This window comes from Streptomyces sp. NPDC088246 (assembly GCF_044741025.1).
Taxonomy (GTDB): domain Bacteria; phylum Actinomycetota; class Actinomycetes; order Streptomycetales; family Streptomycetaceae; genus Streptomyces.
Genome location: NZ_JBIURV010000002.1, coordinates 213,884 through 233,443 on the forward strand (window position 1 = coordinate 213,884; position 19,560 = coordinate 233,443).

A 19,560-nucleotide genomic window follows, 5' to 3' on the forward strand; every position below is an offset into this window, starting at 1 on the left:
TGCGAGGGGTCGCTACGAGCGAGGTGCCGCGGTGGCCGGGGCCGGCCGGTGGAGCCAGCAGGCCACCGAGCGCGAGTCGTCACCGTCCGGTACGGCGAGCTCCGGGACATGGCTGGTGCAGGCGTCGAGCGCCTTGCCGCAGCGGGGATGGAAGGCGCAGCCGGCCGGCATCGCGGACAGATGCGGGGGCGAGCCGGGGATGCCGGTGAGTTCGCGGCGGGGGCCGTGCAGCGCCGGGAAGGAATGCAGCAGGCCGTCGCTGTAGGGGTGACGGGGGGCCTGGTAGATCGCGGAGGCACCGGCCTCCTCGACGATCCGGCCGCCGTACATGATCGCGATCCGGTCCGAGAACTCGATCAGCAGCGAGATGTCATGGGTGATGAAGACGACCGAGAAGCCCAGCTCCTCGCGGAGTCCGACCAGTTGGCGCAGGATCTGGCGCTGCATGACGACGTCCAGGGCCGTCGTCGGCTCGTCCATGATGACGATCTCGGGCTCCAGCGCGAGCGCCATCGCGATCATCACGCGCTGGCGCATCCCGCCGGAGAGCTGGTGCGGGTAGGCGGCGAGCCGGTCGGACGAGATGCCGACGAGGGCCAGCAACTCCTTTGCGCGGGCCGTTCGTTCGGGCCGTTTCATGTCCGGTCGGTGCGCCTGGAGTACGTCGGTGAGCTGGCTGTGGACCGTGTGCACCGGGTTAAGCGAGTTCATCGCACCCTGGAAGACGATGGACAGCTCCTGCCAGCGGAAGGCCCTCAGCTCGGGGGCCGACAGGGTCAGCAGGTCGAGCGCCTCGCCGTCCCGCCGGTGGTAGTGGACCTCACCGCCGGTGATCACCCCGGGCGGCGACAGCAGCCGGGTGACGGCGTACGCGAGCGTCGACTTGCCCGACCCGGACTCGCCCGCCAGGCCGAGGACTTCGCCCCGGTGGAGAGTGAGGTCGATGTCGCGCAGCGCGTGCACGGCGTCGCCCCCGGTCCCGTAGTCCACGTTCAGACCGCGGATGCTGAGGACGGGCTCGCGGCTCATGAGCGGGTCTCCTTGTCGTGCGTACCGCGGGCCACGGGTGTGAAGCCGACCCGCACCCGGACCTTCCTGGACGCGCCTGTCTCCGTACGCAGGCGCGGGTTGACGAACTCGTCGATGCCGAAGTTGATCAGGGCGAGCGACATGCCGAGCAGGGCGATGCAGAGCCCGGCGGGGACGAACCACCACCACGCGCCCTGGGCCAGTGCCTGGTTGGACTGCGCCCAGAACAGGACGGTCCCCCAGTTCCAGTTGGAGATGTCGGCGACGCCGATGAAGGCGAGGGTGATCTCGGAGAGGATGGCGAAGATGACCGTGCCGACGAAGCCGGAGGCGATGACGGCGGTCAGGTTCGGCAGGACCTCGAAGAAGATGATCCGCCAGGTGGACTCGCCGGTGGCGCGGGCCGCTTCGACGTAGTCCCGGCGCCGCAGCGACAGCGTCTGCGCGCGCAGCACCCGCGCTCCCCACGCCCATGAGGTGAAGGCGATGACGGTGGCGATGAGCAGGTCGCCCGCGTCGGAGACGAAGCTGGCGATGATGATGATCAGTGGCAGTCCCGGAATGACCAGGAAGACGTTGGAGAGCACCGAGAGCACCTCGTCGGCCGTGCCGCCGAGGAAGCCGGCGCTGACCCCGACCAGTACGGACAGGATCGTTGCGAAGATCCCGGCGACGAAACCGACGACCAGAACGCCCCGGGTGCCGACGAGGATCTGCGAGAGCACGTCCTGACCGGTCTGTGTGGTGCCGAACCAGTGCGCGCCGGACGGCGGTTGGAGCAGCTGATCGCTCATGGTGTCGGGGTCGTACGGTGCGATCCACGGCCCGATGACCGCGATCACGATGAAGAAGGCGAGGATCGCGAGGCCGGTGACGGTCTTGCGGCCGCGCAGGAAACGCAGCCTGCGTCTGCTGGGCGCCGGGGTCTCGGTCGCGTCGATCACGGCGACCTCGGCAGCGGTGACGGCCATGTCCTAGGCCTCCCTTCGGGTACGGGGGTCGAGGACCATGTAGATCACGTCGGCGAGGAGGTTCGCCGCGAGGACGGAGAGCGTGATGATGAGGAAGACGCCCTGCATCAGGGGGTAGTCCTTGGCACCGACGCCCTGGAAGAGCTGGTAGCCGATACCGGGGTAGGAGAAGACCATCTCCACCAGCAGCGTGCCGCCGACGATGAAGCCCAGCGAGAGGGCGAAGCCGGAGATGTTGGGCAGGATGGCGTTGCGTGCGGCGTATCCGAACATCACCCGGCGCTCGGAGAGCCCCTTGGCCTGGGCGACCATGACGTAGTCCTCGGAAGACACCGTCACCATCATGTTCCGCATACCGAGGATCCAGCCGGCCACGGCGCTGAGCACGATGGTGAGGCCGGGCAGCGCCGCGTGGTGGAGCGCGCTGGAGATGAACGGCCAGTCGAAGGCGGGCACGAGCGAACTGTCGTAGCCCCCGGCGGCCGGGAAGAGCGGCCACTTCACGGCGAACACCGCGATGGCGATGAGCCCCAGCCAGAAGTACGGGATGGCCGAGATGAACGTGGTGACGGGCAGCAGGCTGTCCATCCAGGAGCCGCGCCGCCAGCCGGTGAAGACCCCGATGCCGGTGCCGAGCACGAAGCTGATCAGGGTCGTGACGCCGACGAGCGCGAGCGTCCACGGCAGGGACTGGGCGATCACCTCGCTGACCGGCGTCGGGAAGAAGGTGAAGGAGAGCCCGAGGTCGCCGTCGAGCAGATGTGACCAGTAGTCGGTGTACTGCTGCCAGAGCGACTGGTGCTTGTCGAGGCCGAAGAGCGCCTTGAGCGAGTTCACGGCATTGGTGTCGAGCTGGCCCTGGAAGCGGGAGAGCAGTGCCTGGACCGGGTCGCCCGGCATCATGCGCGGGATCAGGAAGTTGATGGTGATCGCGGCCCAGGCGGTGACCAGGTAGAAGGCGAGCCGTTGCAGCAGGTACTTCACTTCGCGGTCTCCTTCCGGTGGTCACCGGCGGCTTCCGCGCCGTCCGCGTACAGCCAGCAGGCCGCCCACTGACCGTCTTCGAGGTCGAAGCGCGGCGGCAGTTCGGTGCGGCAGCGCTCCATGGCCTTGGGGCAGCGGGGGTGAAAGCGGCAGCCGGCGGGCGGGGCGATGAGCGAGGGCGGTTCGCCACTGCCGGACTCCTCCTGCTCCGCCTCGGCGACCACCCGGTCCGGGTCGGGCGCCGAGGCGATCAGGAGCTGGGTGTAGGGGTGTGCGGGGCGCTGGGTGACGGTCTCGCTGTCACCGCCCTCGACGATCCGGCCCGCGTACATCACCAGCGTCGTGTCCGCGAAGTAGCGGGCCGATGCGATGTCGTGGGTGATGTAGAGGATCGCGAGATGCAGGCGGTCCTTGAGGTCCTTCAGCAGATTGAGCACCCCGAGCCGGATCGAGACGTCCAGCATCGAGACGGGCTCGTCGGCGAGCAGGACCTGGGGATCGGCGCCGAGCGCGCGGGCGATGGCCACACGCTGGCGCTGTCCCCCCGACAGCTCGTGCGGGAACTTGTCCAGATACTGATGAGGAGGAGTCAGCTGGACACGGTTCAGCAGAGCGGTCAGGTTCTGTTCCAGCTCCGCCTCGCCGCTGCCGGCCCGGCCGTGGATCCTCAGCGCACGCGTGAGGTGGTAGCGCACGGTGTGCACCGGGTTCAGCGAGGCGAACGGGTCCTGGAAGATGAGCTGGACCTGGCGTACGTACGTGCGGAAGGACCGGCCGCGTCCGGCCTTCACCGCCCTGCCGTCCAGGTGGATCTCGCCCTCGGTGAGCGGATGGAGCTGGGCGAGCAGTCTGGCGACGGTGGACTTCCCGGAGCCCGACTCCCCCACCAGCGCCGTGACGGTGCCGCGCCGCAGTCGCAGCGAGACGTCGTCGACGGCGTGGACGGTACGGCGCCTGCCCGCGACGAGGTCGCGTCCGGTGCGGCGTACGGGGAAGTGCTTGGTGACTCCGCGTGCTTCGAGCACGACGTGGTTCTTTGCGGGCTGCTTCGACATGACCGGTCCCTGTGTCCCGTATCCCTGGCTCTACTTGGCGGGCTTGAGCTTCAGCACGATCTGCAGCACGGACTGCTGGGTGTGCTGCGGCGGGGCGTACGGGTCGGCCTCGGTGGGCCAGCCCACCCAGTTCTTCGTGGAGTACTCGGCTCCGATGGGGGCGGCGGCCGTCGGGATCACCGGCGCCTGCTCGACCATGATCTTCTGGAGGGTGTTCATGGCCGTGGTGCGGGCGGAGTCCTCCGTGGCGTTGGCGAAGTCCTTGAGCGCCTTGGTGGCCTCGTCGCTCTTGAAGCGGCCGAAGTTGCCTTGCTGGGACGCCTTTCCGACGGGCTGGAGCAGCGCGCCGTCCATGATGTTCTGGTACATGTCGTACGGGGTGGCACCACTGTTGGTCCAGTGCAGGGTCGCGTCGAAATTGCCGTTGGCGACGTCGGCGCCCCAGGCCTCCGCGGTCTGCGTCCTGACCTTGGCCTCGATACCGAGCTGCTTGATGTCGTCCTTGATGATCGCGAGCCCGGTGATGTAGTCGTTCCAGCCGGCCGGGTCGGTGAAGGTGAGCTTCACCGGCTTGCCGCTCGGGTCCTTCAGCACCCCGCCGCTGAGCTTGAACCCGGCGTCGGCGAGGACCTTCTTGGCACCCGCCACGTCCGGTGCGGTGGTGGCGCTCTTGTACTCGGGCGCGATGAAGGACTCACCGGCGGGCAGCGGAATGCCGGTCGGGTTGGTGATCTCCGGGTAGAGCGTCGCCTCGGCCTGGGTGTAGATCGCCTTGCGGTCGACGACCATCGCCATGGCCTTGCGCAGCGCCGGGTTGTCGAACGGCTTGCGGGCGGTGTTGAACCACAGTCCGTGGATGCCGAGCCCGGACGGGAACCACAGCTTGTGGTTCTTGGGGTCCTTGTTGATGAACAGTTGCTTGTAGTTCGGCATGAAGACGAACGACCACTCGACCTTGCCGCTCGCCAGCGCCGTGGTCGCCGCGCTGTTGTCGTTGTACGCCGTGTAGCGCAGCTCCTTGACCTTGGTCGCGCCCTTCCAGTAGGAGGGCGTGGCGGTCAGGGTGGTGGTCTGCGGGGTGAACGTCTTGAGCTTGTACGGGCCCGAGCCGACGGGCGTGCGGTTGGGCCAGGTCTCGGGATTCTTGACGCCTTCCCAGATGTGCTTGGGCACGATGAACTGCTGAATGATCTTGTTCTGGTTGACGTACTGGGACTCCTTGAAGGTCAGGACGACCGTCTTGCCCTGCACCGCGACCCCGTCGAACGGGATGCCGTTCCAGTTGAGCGCCGTGTGCTTCTTGAGCAGGTCGAAGGTGTACGCGACGTCGTCGGCGGTCAGCGGCTTGCCGTCGGCCCACTTGGCTTTGGGGTCGAGGGTGAAGGTGACCTTGGTGAAGTTGGACTCCCACTTCCAGTCGGTCGCCAGCCACGGGGCGGCCTTGTCCGCGGGCCGGATCTGGTTCGTCATGGCGAGGGGCTCGTAGATCATGTAGCGGTAGCCGAGCGTGGCGCCCGCCGAGGTGTTCAGGAACGGGTTGCTGTTGTTGGTCTGCGGTCCGTCCGGCTTGCCCAGGGTCAGCACGCCAGAGGCGCCGCTCCCTTTGTTGGCACCCGAGTTGGCGGACGAGCAACCGGCGGCGAGCGCGACCACGGCGGTGGCGAGTGAGAGCGCTCTCAGCGCGGCGTGACGTCGTACGGACATGGCGACTCCATGAGGGACTGCGGGTCTGGGAGATCCGGGAAATGGGCAGCGCTCGGCGCGCCGGGTACAGGCGGTACGGGGCGATGCAGATGGTGCGGGTAGTGCGGGTGGTGCGCGAAAGGTGGTGCGGGGTGCAGGCGGCCGGGGAACCGGCCGGGCTGCTACGGCGCCGAGTGGCGCACGACCAGTTCGGTGGGCAGCACGACCGGTGCATCGGGTACGGCCGTGCCGCCGAGGTGGGAGAGCAGCATCCGCGCGGCCGTCTCACCCATCTGCCGGGTGGGCTGGCGCACGGTGGTCAGCGGCGGTTCGGTGTGCTCGGCCATCGGGATGTCATCGAATCCGACGACGGCGATGTCGTCCGGTACGGACCGCCCGGCCGCGCGCAACGCCCGCAGCACGCCCGCCGCGCTGATGTCGTTGTGCGCGAAGACCGAGTCGAACTCGGCACCGGACGCGAGGAGTTGCTCCACGGCCAGGCGGCCGCTGCGTTCGGTGAAATCCCCGTGTACGACGAGATCGGTGGGCAGGACCGTACGGAATCCGTCCAGCCGGTCGCGTACGCAGCCGAAGTTCCGGGGGCCGGTGATGACCAGGGGTCTGGTGCGTCCGGCGGCCAGCAGATGGCGGGCGGCGGACGCGCCTCCTTCGTGGTTGGTGGTCACGACGGAGGGGAATTCGGGGTGGTGGCCGCGGTCGTCGATCAGCACGATCGGCAGACCGCCGCGGTGCAGTGCGGTCAGGTGGTCGAGGGTGTTCTCGGGTTCGACGACCAACAGCCCGTCGAAAGCGCGCGCCGACACCTGGCTGGTGAAGCGCTCCACGGACTCGGCACCACGGTTGCAGGTGAAGAGCAGCAGCCCGTAATCGGCGGCCTCGACCGTGTCGACGACCCCCTGCAGCACTTCGCCCATCCACGGCCAGGTGAGCGAGGGCACCAGCATCCCGACCGTACGGCTGCTGCCGCGGGCCAGACCGACGGCGCCCGAGCTGGGCACATAGCCGAGCTGTGCAATCACTTCACGAACACGGGCGGCCGTGGAACCGTCCACTTCACCCTTGGTGTTGATGACCCGGGACACGGTCGTCTTGCTGACGCCGGCCTCGCGGGCGACATCGGCGATGGTGACACGCATCAGGGGCCTCCAGGACAAGACATGGCAGGGGGCTGGAACCGGTACCGCAACCGGTTCCGGAACCGGTACCGGCGTTGCGGCGTGAGTTAACCGCGCTGGAACACTGCCGTCAATACTTCACGTCGACATTGGTCCGGACCCATTTCCCCGACAGGAGAGGCGTGTTGTGTCTTCAAGATTTGAACGCACATTCTCTTGACGCGGGCACGTAGCAGGAGTTCGCCTGATTCTTGCCAGGAGACCCGGTCCTCCACGCCCGGAAGGAGTCGCATCACATGGTGATGCGAAGCGTCACGGCGGTTCCCGTCGGGTGCGGTGCGGCCGCTCCGCACCCGGGTCGGCCGCCCCGTGCACGTCCAGATCCGGGCCCTGGATTTCGCCGGGGTACTTACCGCCGATCCGCGCCCCGTGCACCGGTCATGGGCCGAATCCGAGGGCCTTCGTGCAGCAGCGTGGCGCGCATCGAATCGGACAGGTCAGCCGGTTGCCGGTAGCTCTGTGGGAAGTACGCGAGTCCCGGAAGCGTACTGACACACCGGGATCACCCGTCCAGGTCCATGACAACGTGGCTAGTGTGATCAGGTGACAGATTTCAGCATCCTTGGCGACAACGCGGAATGGCAGAAGGACTTCGAGCGGCGGCTACGCGTCTCGTACACGGCGGCCGGGCTCGGTGCGGCCGCGGCGGAGCGCATGCTCGAGGATGTACGCGCCGACATCGGGGACTGGACCGTCGCCGAGATCACGGACGCCGGGACCCGAGTGGGATACGTCGCCGTGGTCGTGGCTGACGACGACGGCGCGCTCGCGGGGCGTATCGGCGACCTCCGCGTCGACGCGCTCCACGCCGGCCGGGGGCACGAGCAGGCCGCCCGGGACTGGGCCGAGGGATGGTGCGCGGAACGCGGCGCAGGCCGACTGGACATACGGCTCACCGAGCCCGCCGGCGAGTTGTTCGACGACTACCACGTCCGCGGCCAGCTCAGGGCGCGGTGCGTCGGTTCCCCGCCGGAACCGGTCGACGGCGTCACCGCACGGCCGATGACACAGGCCGAATATCCCGAGTGGCTCACCTCCGAGAAGGCCGCCTATGTCGACGACATCGTCCGGGCGGGAGCCCTGAGCCCCGAGGAGGCCACGCGCAAGTCCGACCGCGACTTCGCGAAGCTGATTCCCGAGGGCCTGGCGACGCCCGACAACACGTTCCTGGTGCTCGAGGCGGCGGGCGAGCAGATCGGCACCGGCTGGTTGAAGCACGGGCACCTCCCCGGGGTCACCTACGGCTACTCGCTGTACGTCCAGGAGCAGCACCGCGGCAAAGGGTACGGGCGGGCCGCGATGTCGGCCGGCGAACAGGCAACGCTCGCAGCCGGCGATTCGACGCTGATGTTCACCGTGTGGGGCGGCAACGAGGTGGCCATGAACCTGTACACGAGCGTCGGCTATCAAGTCATCGAGGAAAGCCGTTCCGTCGGCCTTCCCCGCTCTGCGGCCTGAGCGGCACGACCGGTCCGGCGGGCCCACGGCGAACGTGCGGTGGGCCCGCCCCGCGACGACTACTCCGTCGGCTCGATCCCGGCGCGCAGCAGCCCGTACGTGTAGGCGTCCTCCAGCGCCTGCCAGGACGCCGCGATGACGTTCTCCGCGACGCCGACCGTCGCCCAGTCGCCGGTGCCGTCGCCCGTGGTGATGAGGACGCGGGTGGTGGACTCGGTGCCGGTGCGGCCTTCGAGGATGCGGACCTTGTAGTCGACCAGTTCCAGCTTGGCCAGCTGCGGGTAGATCCGCTCCAGCGCGACGCGCAGCGCCCGGTCGAGTGCGTTGACCGGGCCGTTGCCCTCTGCGGTGGCGACGATGCGCTCGCCCTTGGCCCAGAGCTTCACGGTCGCCTCGTTGGCGTGCGTGCCGTCGGGGCGGTCCTCGACGATGGCGCGCCAGGACTCGGTACGGAAGTAGCGGCGTGCCCGGCCCTCGGCCTCGGCGCGCAGCAGCAGTTCGAAGGAGGCGTCGGCGGCCTCGTACGTGTAGCCCTTGAGCTCGCGCTCCTTGACGCGCTCGACGACCCGGCCGACGAGTTCGCGGTCGCCTCCGAGGTCGATGCCGAGCTCCTTGCCCTTGAGCTCGATGGAGGCGCGGCCCGCCATGTCGGAGACGAGCATCCGCATGGTGTTGCCGACCAGCGCGGGGTCGATGTGCTGGTACAGGTCGGGGTCGACCTTGATCGCGGAGGCGTGCAGTCCGGCCTTGTGGGCGAAAGCGGAAACACCCACATAGGGCTGGTGGGTGGAGGGCGTCAGGTTGACGACCTCGGCGATCGCGTGCGAGACGCGGGTCATGTCGGCGAGTGCACCCTCGGGCAGGACGGTCTTGCCGTACTTGAGTTCCAGGGCGGCGACGACGGGGAAGAGGTTGGCGTTGCCGACCCGCTCGCCGTAGCCGTTGGCGGTGCACTGGACGTGGGTGGCGCCCGCGTCGACGGCGGCCAGGGTGTTGGCGACCGCGCAGCCGGTGTCGTCCTGGGCGTGGATGCCGAGCCGGGCGCCGGTGTCGGCGAGAACGGTGGAGACGACGGCCTGGACCTGGGCCGGGAGCATCCCGCCGTTGGTGTCGCAGAGGATGACGACATCCGCGCCGGCCTCCCAGGCGGCGCGGACGACGGCCTTGGCGTACTCGGGGTTGGCGCGGTAGCCGTCGAAGAAGTGCTCGCAGTCCACGAAGACCCGGCGGCCCTGCTCACGAAGGAAGGAGACGGTGTCGCGGACCATCTCCAGGTTCTCTTCGAGGGTGGTGCGCAGGGCGAGTTCCACATGGCGGTCGTGGGACTTGGCGACCAGTGTGACCACGGGGGCGCCGGAATCCAGCAGCGCCTTGACCTGGTGGTCCTCGGCGGCCTTGCCACCGGCCCTGCGGGTCGCACCGAAGGCGACCAGCTCGGCGTTCTTGAACTCGATCTCCTGCTGGGCGCGGGCGAAGAACTCGGTGTCCCGGGGGTTGGCGCCGGGCCAGCCGCCCTCGATGAAGCCCACGCCGAAGTCGTCCAGGTGCCGCGCGATGGTCAGCTTGTCCGCGACCGTCAGGTTGATGCCTTCACGCTGGGCCCCGTCGCGCAGTGTGGTGTCGAAGACATGGAAACTGTCGTCGGTGGCCTTGGCCTTGGTGGTCATGCTGGTCTGACTCCTGTCGGATGAGTGGATCCGGACGTTCTGGCTCCACTTGCCCCCATCATCCCGCGCACCTCGCCCCGGCCGAGGTGAGGGCCGGAAAACGAAAAAACCCCTCGCGGGTGCGAGAGGTCTGCGCGCGGGTCTGGGGCACGGTGGCCGTGCCGCACATGGTGGTACGGGACGGTCACTGCGGACCGGCGCGCCTGTTGCCAATAATCATGACGAACGAGGGCACGGAGGCAGTCTTGCACAGGGCTGCCTCCGTGCCGTGGCCCGTCTCAGGATGCGGGCGTGACGCTCGTCGCTCCGGACGACTCCGCCGGGGCCGCCTGCCCTGTCCTCCGGGCGGCACCGACCCGGCCGAGGTCGATGTCGCGGGTCTCGCGCATGGTCAGGTAGACGACCAGGGAGACCGCGGCGCAGCCCGCCACGTACCAGTAGAAGCCGGACTCGATGCCCGACTTCTTGAACCAGAGCGCCACGTACTCGGCGGTGCCGCCGAAGAGCGCGTTGGCGATGGCGTACGGAAGGGCGACGCCCAGGGCGCGGATGCCGGTCGGGAAGAGCTCGGCCTTCACACAGGCGTTGATCGAGGTGTACCCGGTGACGACGACCAGGGCGAGGAGCGCCAGGCCGAACGCGGGCCAGAAGGTGCCCGCGTGCTTGAGCATCGTCATGATCGGCACGGTCAGGAAGGTCGAGCCGACGGCGAAGGTGATCAGCAGCGGGCGGCGGCCGATCCGGTCGGAGAGCAGTCCGGCCAGCGGCTGGATGCACATGAAGACGAACAGCGCGCAGAAGCTGACGAGCGAGGCGGTGGACTTCTCCATGCCGGCGCTCCTGGAGAGGAACTTGGTGAGATAGGTCGTGTACGTGTAGTACGCGACGGTCCCGCCCATGGTCAGCGCCATCACCAGGAACGCCTCGCGCTTGTGCTGCCACAGCGCCTTCAGCGTGCCGCGGTCCTCCTGCTCGGCGGCGCCGGACTCCGCGTACACCTCGGTCTCCAGCATCGAGCGGCGCAGATAGAAGACGATCGCGGCACCGAGCGCACCGACGATGAACGGGATGCGCCAGCCCCAGCTGTGCAGGGCCGCGTCGGACATGTTGCGCTGCAGGATGATCTGGAGGCCGAGGCCGATGAGCTGTCCCGCAGTCATGGACACGTACTGGAAGCTGGAGGCGAAGCCGCGCCGGTGGGGCGCGGACGCCTCGGTCAGATAGGTGGCGCTGGCGGCGTACTCGCCCCCGACGCTGAGGCCCTGCAGCAGCCGCGCCACCAGCAGGACGGCGACACCGCCGTATCCCGCGACGTCGTACGTCGGCGCGATGGCGATGAGGATCGCGGAGGCCGACATGAGGGTGACGGTGAGGGTGAGCGCGGCCTTGCGTCCTTGGCGGTCACCGATCCGGCCGAGCACCCAGCCACCGACCGGCCTCATGAAGAAGCCGACGGCGAAGATGCCCATGGTGTTCATGAGGTTGGCGGTCTCATTGCCTTCGGGGAAGAACGAATCCGCGAAGTAGACGGCGAAGGTCGCATACACGAACCAGTCGAACCACTCGACCATGTTGCCGGCGGAGCCGACCCAGATCTTCTTCCACTGCTCTCGTCCCATGGTTCGTCACCGTGCCCCAGGAAACAGAAACGTAACAAGAGCGTGGTGGGCAACGATCGCGAGTACTTGCGTGCGTTGCGTTCACAGGAGCAGCGAGCTCTGAAGGAACTCCCTTACGTGGGAAAGGACTTGCTCGCGGCCGGTACCCGGAATACCGACGGCGACATGGACGCTGAAGCCGTCGAGCAGGGCGCGCAATCGGGCGGCGAACCGGTCCGGGTCCACGGCGCGGAATTCCCCCCGCGAAATGCCCTCGGCGAGCAGCGCCACCAGGTCCCGGTGCCAGGCCCCCTCAATGGCGGCCTGCCGACCGCGGGCGTCGGCGTCGGCGTTCTGCGAGCGGTTCCAGACCTCCAGCCAGAGCGTCCAATGGGGATCGCGCGGCCCTTCGGGGACGTACAGATCCACGTAGTGGTCGAGCCGCTCGGCGGCGGGAGCCTGCTGGGAGAGCAGGGCGCTGCGTTCGGCGCCGAGGCGCCCCTCGCTCCACTCCAGGGTCTGCAGCAGGAGCTCGTCCTTGGTCCGGAAGTAGTACAGAAGGTGCCCGCTGCTCATCCCGACCTCGCGCCCGAGCCCCGCCATGGTCAGCCCGTCGAGCCCGCGCTCGGCGATGGTGGCCATGGCGGCGGCGAGCAGGGACTCACGGGGCGGCGCCGTATTGCGCCGCCGGGCGGGGGGCGGGGTCATGCTGCGGCCGCCGCGCAGAGCATCTCGTTCACCCGTACGTTCTACCGGATCCGCCGCTCAGCCACCTACAGCGGGCTGCTGCTGAGTGATGCAGTGGATACCGCCCCCGCCCGCGAAGATCGTGCGGGCGTCGACCAGCGTGACCGTGCGGCCGGGGTAGAGGCGGCGGAAGATGCCCGCGGCGTTCTCGTCACGGGGGTCGTCGAAGGCGCACAGCACCACGCCGCCGTTGCAGACGTAGTGGTTGATGTACGAGTAGTCGACCCACTGACCCTCCTCGTCCTGCACCGCGGTCGGGGCCGGGACCTCGATGACCTCCAGGGTGCGGCCCTGCGCGTCGGTCTGGGCCCTGAGCATCTCCACGTTCTCCTTGCAGAGCTCGTGGTCCGGGTGGGACGGATCCGGCTGGGTGTGGACGACGACCACACCGGGTCCGGCGAAGGCGGCGACGATGTCGACATGGCCGAGGGTGCCGAAGCCGTGGGGCGGGTAGTCTCCGGTCAGGCCGCGCTTCAGCCAGATCGCCTTCGTGGTGCCGAGCTTGGCGTGGATCTCGGCCTCGACCAGCTCCTTGGTCCAGTCCGGGTTGCGCTCGGGGCCGAGCTGCACGGTCTCGGTGAGCAGGACGGTGCCTTCACCGTCGACGTGGATACCGCCGCCCTCGTTGACGAGGGGTGAGCTGTGCACGGGGACCCCGGCGAGGTCCGCGACATGGCGGGCGATCTTCGCGTCGTGATCCCAGGTGGCCCAGTCCTGTGCGCCCCAGCCGTTGAACACCCAGTCCACGGCGGCCAGCCGGGTGCCGTCGATGACGAAGGTCGGGCCGATGTCGCGCATCCAGGCGTCGTCCAGCTCGCGCTCGACCAGCTCGATGTCCGGGCCGAGGAGGCCACGGGCGTCCTCCGCCTGGCCGGGCCCGACGACCATGGTGACCGGCTCGAAGCGGCGTACGGCCCGGGCCACCGCGGCCCATGCCTGGCGGGACTCGGCGAGGTCGTCGCCGGAGAAGGTGACGTTGGGGCCCGGCCAGGCCATCCAGGTGCGCTCGTGCGGGGCCCACTCGGGCGGCATACGGAACGTCATGTCGTCGGACTCCTAAAGGCTGTGCTTCTACAGGAAGTAGAGGCGGTTGAGAGAGATCGAGTCGGCGGGCTCGGAGCGCACCGGGGCACCGTCCAGCGTGACCAGGCCGCTGCGCCCGTCCACTGCCACATCGCCGATACGGGAGTTGAGGCGGAGGTCCGCCGGCCCGATCCCACGAGTGCCGCGTACGGCCACCCGGCGGCGTCGCGTCGGTATCAGGTCGGAGCCCAGCTCGGTCGCCGCCTTCGCCACGAAGGCCACCGAGATGTCCGCGGGGGTCGCGCCGTGCCCCCCGAACAGCGGTCCCAGGACCAGCGGTTCACAGGTGTCGGTCGCGGCGTTGGGGTCGCCCGTCACTCCCCACGCCGGGAAGCCCGACTTGAGTACGAGCTGCGGCTTGGCCCCGAAGAACTGCGGCTTCCACAGCACGATGTCGGCGAGCTTGCCCACCTCGATCGAGCCGATCTCGTGCGCCAGACCATGCGCGATGGCCGGGTTGATCGTCAGCTTCGCCATGTAGCGCAGCACCCGGGCGTTGTCGTCGTGCGGGCCGTCGCCCTCCATCGGGCCCAGCTCGGCCTTCATCTTCCCGGCCATGGCGAAGGTACGGCGTACGGTCTCGCCCGCACGCCCCATCCCCTGTGCGTCCGACGAGGTGATGCCGATCGCGCCGAGGTCGTGCAGCACGTCCTCCGCGCCCATCGTCCCGGCCCTGATCCGGTCCCGTGCCATGGCCGCGTCACCGGGCAGGTCGGTCTTGAGGTCGTGTACGGAGACGATCATCCCGTAGTGCTCGGCCACCGCGTCCCGGCCGAACGGCAGGGTCGGGTTGGTGGAGGAGCCGATGACGTTCGGGACGCCCGCCATCTTGAGCACGTTCGGTACGTGTCCGCCGCCGCAGCCCTCGATGTGGAAGGCGTGGATCGTCCGGCCGTCCAGGACGCGCAGGGTGTCCTCGACGGACAGGCATTCGTTCAGCCCGTCACTGTGCAGGGCGACCTGCACGTCGTGCTCCTCGGCGACCCGCAGGGCGGTGTCGAGTGCGCGGGTGTGCGCGCCCATGTCCTCGTGCACCTTGAAGCCGGACGCGCCGCCCTCGGCGAGCGCCTCCACCAGGGGCGCGTCGTCGGAGGAGGAACCGCGCGCCAGGAAGCCGATGTTGACCGGCCAGGCGTCGAAGGCGTTGAAGGAGTGGCGCAGCGCCCACGGCGAGTTGACCCCGACGCCCCACACCGGGCCGAACTCCTGGCCGATGACGGTCGTGACGCCGGAGGCGAGCGAGGCCTCCATGATGCGCGGCGAGAGCAGATGGACATGGGTGTCGACGGCGCCGGCCGTCGCGATCATGCCTTCGCCGGACACGATCGAGGTGCCCGTACCGACGACGACGTCGACGCCGTCGAGCGTGTCCGGGTTCCCGGCCCGTCCGATCGAGCAGATCCGGCCTTCGCGGATGCCGATGGAGACCTTCCGGATGCCCTGGACCGCGTCGATGACCAGCACATTGCTGATGACGACGTCACAGGTGTCGCGTACGGCCGCGGCCTTGAGGTGCAGCCCGTCGCGCGCGGTCTTGCCGAATCCGGCCAGGAATTCGTCGCCGTGCTGCTGTGCGTCCGACTCGACGCGTACCACCAGGCCGGAGTCGCCGAGGACGACCCGGTCCCCGGCGCGGGGTCCGTGGACCGATGCGTATTCGTAGGGGTCCATCAGGCGTCCTCCGCTCCCAGATAACCGCAGGCCGCCGCACGTCGCAGAGCCTCGTCCTTCGCGCCGGGCGCGTCCAGCGGGCCGTCGACCAGGCCCGCGAAACCGATCGCGATGCGAGCACCGCCGATCGGCAGCAGGCCGACCTCGGCCTCGCCGCCCGGGTCGAAACGGACCGACGATCCGGCGGGAACACACAGCCGCATGCCGTACGCCGCGGCCCGGTCGAAGTCGAGTCGCGGGTTGGCCTCGAAGAAGTGGAAGTGCGAGGTGACGCTGACCGGGACGGTCGCGGTGTTGCGCACGGCCAGCCGCAGAGCGGGTTCGGGCTCGGCGTGCGCCGGTGCGGGCAGTACGGCGCCGGGCGCGCCGTCCCCCAGCCGGACTCCGGCGCCGTGGCCGATGGGCTCGGACACGACGGCCAGCCGGGATCCGTCGTCGAAGACGGCCTCCACATGGACCTCGGTGACCACATCCGCCACACCGGGCAGGACGTCGTCGGGTCCCAGCACACTGCGCGCGGCCTCGATGGCCTCCGCGAGCCGCCGTCCGTCGCGCGCCGCTTCGCACACGGTGTCCGCGATCAGCGCGGTCGCTTCGGGCACATTGAGCTTCAGCCCACGCGCCCGGCGCGCCCGCGCCAGTTCGGCAGCTCCGAAGAGCAGCAGCCGGTCACGCTCGGTCGGGGTCAGTCGCACGTCACCATACCTCCAGGTTAGAACACCACTCTAACTATGACTTCCCCTGACTGGAAAATGTTGACGGCCTTCCGTTCTACGCCAAATTGAGCGGCACTCAAACAATCGGGCGTCAGGGGCGGCCTCATGCCGATGGAACAACGCGGAGTCGACACCATCCCGGACGAGGAGCGCACCAGTGGGCCGCGCGACCTCGTGTCGATCCTTTTCAGCGCCAATCTCTGCCTGGGCGTCATCGTCTTCGGCTGGCTGCCGCCGTCCTTCGGGCTCGGGCTGTGGCCCTCGGTGACCTCGATCGTCATCGGGACGCTGGCCGGCGTCCTGGTCACGGCCCCGCTCGCGCTGATCTCCCTGCGCACGGCGACCAACCTCTCCACGTCCAGCGGCGCCCAGTTCGGCGTACGCGGCCGGCTCGTCGGATCGGTTGTCGGCCTGCTGCTCTCCCTCGGGTACACCGCGCTCACGCTGTGGATCGGCGGCGACGTGATGGTCGGCACGCTGTCCCGGCTGTTCGGGCTGCCCGACGGCGGCACCTCCCGGGCCTTGATGCACACCATGACGTCCTTCGTACTGCTTCTGACGGCCATCGGCACCCCCTGGGCCGTGATCTCGCTGATCGGGTACGTGCGCTGCGGCGGCCAGTACGCCCCGGACGCCCTGCAGGTCTTCAACCGACGCGCCAAGGGCGGCATCTACTGGTACCGGGCCGGCTGGAACATCAGCGCCACGGTGTCCTGGGCCCTGGGCGCGGCGGTCGGCCTCGCGGCGGTCTCCACCACGGTCTACGAAGGCCCGCTGCTCGCCCTCACGGGCGGGGTGGACTGCAGCTTCATCATCTCGGGCCTGGTGGGCGGGGTGACGTACACCGCCCTGACGTAGCGCGGCGCAAAGTCCACCGCCGACTCCGCTTCAGGCCCTGAGCCCGATGGCTCCGACCACTCGGACGGTTCCGACGGCGATCCCGTGGCGGTCACGTCCATGGGTAGCGGTTCCAGCCGTACCCCTCGGCCTTGACCTGAACATAGACATTGTGGCCGTCGCCCGCAGAGGTGTCCTGGAGGTCGCCCTTCCAGTGGAAGGCTCCGTACTTGGCGCCGGGCACCTCGAACCTGACGCCCGAGCTCGAGAGCATCGGGATCCCAGCCAGGCACAGCACGGCGAAGGCCGCGCCCGGCAAGCAGCCGGGCGCGGCCTTCGTCTGTACGGAACCGGCTGGTCAGCCGAGCGGGTGCATCCAGCCGTGGGTGTCCTCGGCGACGCCGCGCTGGATGTCCAGCAGGCGCTCACGCAGCTTCATCGTGACCTCGCCGGGCGCGCCCTCGCTCTGGGTCCACTCGCCGCCCGCGGACCTGACGGTGCCGACGGGGGTGATGACGGCCGCGGTGCCGCAGGCGAAGACCTCGGTGAGGGTGCCGTTCGCGGTGTCGGTCCGCCACTGGTCGATGGAGACGCGGCCCTCCTCGGACTCGTAGCCGAGGTCGCGGGCGACCTTCAGCAGCGAGTCACGGGTCACGCCGGCGAGCAGGGAGCCGGTCAGGGCCGGGGTGATGATCTTGTTCCCGTACACGAAGTACAGGTTCATGCCGCCGAGCTCCTCGACCCACTTGTGCTCGACCGCGTCGAGGTAGGCGACCTGGTCGCAGCCCTTCGCCGCGGCCTCTGCCTGGGCGAGGAGGGACGCCGCGTAGTTGCCGCCGGTCTTGGCGTCGCCCATGCCGCCGGGGACGGCGCGGACGCGGTCCTCGGAGAGCCAGATGGAGACCGGCTTGACGCCACCGGGGAAGTAGGCCCCGGCGGGCGAGGCGATGACGACGAAGAGGTACTCGTTGGCGGGCTTCACACCGAGGCCGACCTCGGTCGCGATCATGAACGGGCGCAGGTAGAGCGACTCCTCGCCGCCATGCGCCGGAACCCATGCCTTGTCCTGCTGGACCAGCACGTCGCACGCCTCGATGAATGTCTCGACGGGCAGTTCCGGCATGGCCAGCCGGTGCGCCGATGCCTGGAAACGCTTGGCGTTCGCCTCGGGACGGAACGTGGCGACGGAGCCGTCGGGCCGGCGGTAGGCCTTGAGGCCCTCGAAGATCTCCTGCGCGTAGTGCAGGACCGTGGTCGCGGGGTCGAGGGAGAGCGGGCCGTAGGGGACGAGCTGGCCGTCGTGCCAGCCGCGGCCCTCGGTCCACCGGATCGTCACCATGTGATCGGTGAAGTAGCGGCCGAATCCGGGCTTGACCAGGATCGCCTCGCGCTCCGCGTCGGACAGCGGGTTCGAGGAGGGCTTGAGCTCGATCGTGGGCGTCGTCATGTGTGCGTGTCCTTCACCGGTTGTGTGTGTTGGACCGCGCTCACGCCGCTCCTGTCAGACAGGTGCTAGGACGTCCGAGCTTCACCGCGAGCCACGGCCCCGTTCGATTATCGCTCCCGGGTGGCCGTGCACGAAACGATGTGAATGCGGTCCAGTGGTCGATGGTGGCACCCGGGACCGCATAGGAGAAGCCGCCGGGTGCGGTTGCGACCCGGCGGCTTCGAAATGGAGTCGTCGGGTCAGCTCGCTACGCGTACCGCGAGCGCGTCGCCGATCTGGTCGGTGGTACGGGTCGTCGTGCTGTCGCGCTCCGCGAGGTCGGCGGAGACGGCCTCCTCGATGCGCACGGCCTCGGCCTCGTAGCCGAGGTGGCGCAGCAGAAGGGCGACGGAGAGGATCGCGGCCGTGGGGTCGGCCTTGCCCTGGCCCGCGATGTCCGGGGCGGAGCCGTGGACCGGCTCGAACATCGAGGGGAACTCGCCGCTCGGGTTGATGTTGCCCGAGGCCGCGACGCCGATGCCGCCGGAGACGGCCGCGGCGAGGTCGGTGATGATGTCGCCGAAGAGGTTGTCGGTGACGATCACGTCGAAACGCTCGGGCTGCGTGACGAGGAAGATCGTCGCCGCGTCCACGTGCAGGTAGTCGGTGGTGACGTCCGGGAACTCGGCCGCGACCTCGTTGAAGATGTTGGTCCACAGGTGCCCGGCGTAGGTCAGCACGTTGTTCTTGTGGACCAGCGTCAGCTTCTTGCGCGGGCGGGCCTGGGCGCGGGCGAAGGCGTCACGGACCACACGCTCGACACCGAAGGCGGTGTTGACCGAGACCTCGGTGGCGACCTCGTGCGGGGTGCCGGTGCGGATCGAGCCGCCATTGCCGGTGTACGGGCCCTCGGTGCCCTCGCGGACCACGACGAAGTCGATCTCCGGCTGCCCCTTGAGCGGGGTCGCGACACCCGGGAGGAGCTTCGACGGCCGCAGGTTCACATGGTGGTCGAAGAGGAAACGGAGCTTCAGCAGGAAGCCGCGCTCCAGAACGCCGGACGGAACCGAGGGGTCACCGATCGCGCCGAGCAGGATCGCGTCGTGCTGCTTGAGCGCCTGGACATCCGCGTCGGTGAGGGTCTCACCGGTCGCGTGGTAGCGCTTGGCGCCGAAGTCGAACTCCTTGGTCTCCAGCTTCACATCCTGCGGGAGAACAGCATGGAGGACCTTGAGGCCCTGAGCCACTACCTCCTGGCCGATACCGTCACCAGGGATCACTGCGAGATTGATGCTGCGAGACATGTCCGCACCTTACTGCGCGTCCCACACCATGACACGTCATGTCCACCATACGGACACATGGGAAGCTATACGTGTACCGTTCACCCATTCGACGGAACGGCGTCAGGCAGCGGGTGGATGTTCTCGTCCATGGAC

General features: G+C 68.9%; 17 protein-coding genes. 2 read left to right on the forward strand and 15 right to left on the reverse strand.

Annotated features, from left to right (window positions below):
* Nucleotides 1–12 precede the first annotated feature (12 nt).
* The 6 genes from ACIPEK_RS03590 to ACIPEK_RS03615 all read right to left on the reverse strand — a co-directional run bounded on the left by ACIPEK_RS03590 (nucleotide 13) and on the right by ACIPEK_RS03615 (nucleotide 6,879).
* On the reverse strand, nucleotides 13–1,029 hold the full coding sequence (locus ACIPEK_RS03590) for an ABC transporter ATP-binding protein (RefSeq protein WP_401990116.1): 1,017 nt from the start codon (nucleotides 1,027–1,029) through the stop codon (nucleotides 13–15).
* Nucleotides 1,026–2,000, reverse strand: a complete 975-nt coding sequence (locus ACIPEK_RS03595) for an ABC transporter permease (RefSeq protein ID WP_401990119.1) — start codon at nucleotides 1,998–2,000, stop codon at nucleotides 1,026–1,028. The genes ACIPEK_RS03590 and ACIPEK_RS03595 overlap by 4 nt, the downstream gene beginning before the upstream one ends.
* A gap of 3 nt (nucleotides 2,001–2,003) precedes the next feature.
* A complete protein-coding gene (locus ACIPEK_RS03600) occupies nucleotides 2,004–2,984 on the reverse strand; it encodes an ABC transporter permease (protein ID WP_401990122.1) in 981 nt (326 codons plus the stop codon).
* Nucleotides 2,981–4,039: an ABC transporter ATP-binding protein gene (locus ACIPEK_RS03605; RefSeq protein WP_401990125.1), complete on the reverse strand. Its 1,059-nt coding sequence runs from the start codon at nucleotides 4,037–4,039 to the stop codon at nucleotides 2,981–2,983. The genes ACIPEK_RS03600 and ACIPEK_RS03605 overlap by 4 nt, the downstream gene beginning before the upstream one ends.
* Nucleotides 4,040–4,069: 30 nt before the next feature.
* A complete protein-coding gene (locus ACIPEK_RS03610) occupies nucleotides 4,070–5,743 on the reverse strand; it encodes an ABC transporter substrate-binding protein (RefSeq protein WP_401990128.1) in 1,674 nt (557 codons plus the stop codon).
* A gap of 161 nt (nucleotides 5,744–5,904) precedes the next feature.
* The gene (locus ACIPEK_RS03615; RefSeq protein WP_401990131.1) at nucleotides 5,905–6,879 is read right to left on the reverse strand and encodes a LacI family DNA-binding transcriptional regulator; all 975 of its coding nucleotides are present in this window, start codon (nucleotides 6,877–6,879) and stop codon (nucleotides 5,905–5,907) included.
* A 582-nt stretch (nucleotides 6,880–7,461) separates the two neighbouring features.
* Here ACIPEK_RS03615 and ACIPEK_RS03620 point away from each other — a divergent pair.
* Entirely contained in the window at nucleotides 7,462–8,376 is a 915-nt protein-coding gene (locus tag ACIPEK_RS03620; protein WP_401990134.1) for a GNAT family N-acetyltransferase, read from the forward strand.
* 59 nt (nucleotides 8,377–8,435) lie between these two features.
* Here the strand turns inward: ACIPEK_RS03620 and cimA are convergent, their stop codons facing one another.
* The 6 genes from cimA to ureA form a co-directional block, all read right to left on the reverse strand.
* The gene (cimA, locus tag ACIPEK_RS03625) at nucleotides 8,436–10,043 is read right to left on the reverse strand and encodes a citramalate synthase (protein ID WP_401990137.1); all 1,608 of its coding nucleotides are present in this window, start codon (nucleotides 10,041–10,043) and stop codon (nucleotides 8,436–8,438) included.
* A 278-nt stretch (nucleotides 10,044–10,321) separates the two neighbouring features.
* Nucleotides 10,322–11,662 (reverse strand): MFS transporter, encoded by a 1,341-nt coding sequence (locus ACIPEK_RS03630; RefSeq protein WP_401990140.1) that lies wholly within the window; start codon nucleotides 11,660–11,662, stop codon nucleotides 10,322–10,324.
* An 81-nt stretch (nucleotides 11,663–11,743) separates the two neighbouring features.
* Complete coding sequence (locus ACIPEK_RS03635) at nucleotides 11,744–12,349, reverse strand: TetR/AcrR family transcriptional regulator (protein WP_401990143.1); 606 nt, start codon at nucleotides 12,347–12,349, stop codon at nucleotides 11,744–11,746.
* A gap of 57 nt (nucleotides 12,350–12,406) precedes the next feature.
* Nucleotides 12,407–13,432, reverse strand: coding sequence for an agmatine/peptidylarginine deiminase (locus tag ACIPEK_RS03640; RefSeq protein WP_401990145.1), 1,026 nt, complete (start codon nucleotides 13,430–13,432; stop codon nucleotides 12,407–12,409).
* Between the two features lie 27 nt (nucleotides 13,433–13,459).
* Nucleotides 13,460–15,142, reverse strand: a complete 1,683-nt coding sequence (locus ACIPEK_RS03645) for an urease subunit alpha (protein ID WP_401990148.1) — start codon at nucleotides 15,140–15,142, stop codon at nucleotides 13,460–13,462.
* Complete coding sequence (gene ureA / locus ACIPEK_RS03650; protein ID WP_382952214.1) at nucleotides 15,142–15,837, reverse strand: urease subunit gamma; 696 nt, start codon at nucleotides 15,835–15,837, stop codon at nucleotides 15,142–15,144. The genes ACIPEK_RS03645 and ureA overlap by 1 nt, the downstream gene beginning before the upstream one ends.
* Nucleotides 15,838–15,963: 126 nt before the next feature.
* Here ureA and ACIPEK_RS03655 point away from each other — a divergent pair, with 126 nt between their 5' ends.
* Nucleotides 15,964–16,716, forward strand: a complete 753-nt coding sequence (locus tag ACIPEK_RS03655) for a cytosine permease (protein ID WP_401990151.1) — start codon at nucleotides 15,964–15,966, stop codon at nucleotides 16,714–16,716.
* Between the two features lie 91 nt (nucleotides 16,717–16,807).
* On the opposite strand, the gene ACIPEK_RS03660 is transcribed toward ACIPEK_RS03655, so the two are convergent.
* From ACIPEK_RS03660 to ACIPEK_RS03670, 3 genes are all read right to left on the reverse strand, one after another.
* The gene (locus ACIPEK_RS03660; RefSeq protein ID WP_401990154.1) at nucleotides 16,808–16,969 is read right to left on the reverse strand and encodes a hypothetical protein; all 162 of its coding nucleotides are present in this window, start codon (nucleotides 16,967–16,969) and stop codon (nucleotides 16,808–16,810) included.
* A gap of 84 nt (nucleotides 16,970–17,053) precedes the next feature.
* The gene (locus ACIPEK_RS03665) at nucleotides 17,054–18,142 is read right to left on the reverse strand and encodes a branched-chain amino acid aminotransferase (protein ID WP_401990157.1); all 1,089 of its coding nucleotides are present in this window, start codon (nucleotides 18,140–18,142) and stop codon (nucleotides 17,054–17,056) included.
* A 239-nt stretch (nucleotides 18,143–18,381) separates the two neighbouring features.
* Complete coding sequence (locus ACIPEK_RS03670) at nucleotides 18,382–19,425, reverse strand: 3-isopropylmalate dehydrogenase (RefSeq protein WP_401990160.1); 1,044 nt, start codon at nucleotides 19,423–19,425, stop codon at nucleotides 18,382–18,384.
* Nucleotides 19,426–19,560 lie beyond the last annotated feature (135 nt).

Bases quoted from the DNA above. Each gene is read 5' to 3' on its own strand.
- ACIPEK_RS03590 (WP_401990116.1), bottom strand. From the start codon at position 1,029: ATGAGCCGCGAGCCCGTCCTCAGCATCCGCGGTCTGAACGTGGACTAC.
- ACIPEK_RS03595 (WP_401990119.1), bottom strand. From the start codon at position 2,000: ATGGCCGTCACCGCTGCCGAGGTCGCCGTGATCGACGCGACCGAGACC.
- ACIPEK_RS03605 (WP_401990125.1), bottom strand. From the start codon at position 4,039: ATGTCGAAGCAGCCCGCAAAGAACCACGTCGTGCTCGAAGCACGCGGA.
- ACIPEK_RS03610 (WP_401990128.1), bottom strand. From the start codon at position 5,743: ATGTCCGTACGACGTCACGCCGCGCTGAGAGCGCTCTCACTCGCCACC.
- ACIPEK_RS03615 (WP_401990131.1), bottom strand. From the start codon at position 6,879: ATGCGTGTCACCATCGCCGATGTCGCCCGCGAGGCCGGCGTCAGCAAG.
- cimA (WP_401990137.1), bottom strand. From the start codon at position 10,043: ATGACCACCAAGGCCAAGGCCACCGACGACAGTTTCCATGTCTTCGAC.
- ACIPEK_RS03630 (WP_401990140.1), bottom strand. From the start codon at position 11,662: ATGGGACGAGAGCAGTGGAAGAAGATCTGGGTCGGCTCCGCCGGCAAC.
- ACIPEK_RS03635 (WP_401990143.1), bottom strand. From the start codon at position 12,349: ATGACCCCGCCCCCCGCCCGGCGGCGCAATACGGCGCCGCCCCGTGAG.
- ACIPEK_RS03640 (WP_401990145.1), bottom strand. From the start codon at position 13,432: ATGACGTTCCGTATGCCGCCCGAGTGGGCCCCGCACGAGCGCACCTGG.
- ACIPEK_RS03645 (WP_401990148.1), bottom strand. From the start codon at position 15,142: ATGGACCCCTACGAATACGCATCGGTCCACGGACCCCGCGCCGGGGAC.
- ACIPEK_RS03655 (WP_401990151.1), top strand. From the start codon at position 15,964: ATGCCGATGGAACAACGCGGAGTCGACACCATCCCGGACGAGGAGCGC.
- ACIPEK_RS03660 (WP_401990154.1), bottom strand. From the start codon at position 16,969: ATGCTCTCGAGCTCGGGCGTCAGGTTCGAGGTGCCCGGCGCCAAGTAC.
- ACIPEK_RS03665 (WP_401990157.1), bottom strand. From the start codon at position 18,142: ATGACGACGCCCACGATCGAGCTCAAGCCCTCCTCGAACCCGCTGTCC.
- ACIPEK_RS03670 (WP_401990160.1), bottom strand. From the start codon at position 19,425: ATGTCTCGCAGCATCAATCTCGCAGTGATCCCTGGTGACGGTATCGGC.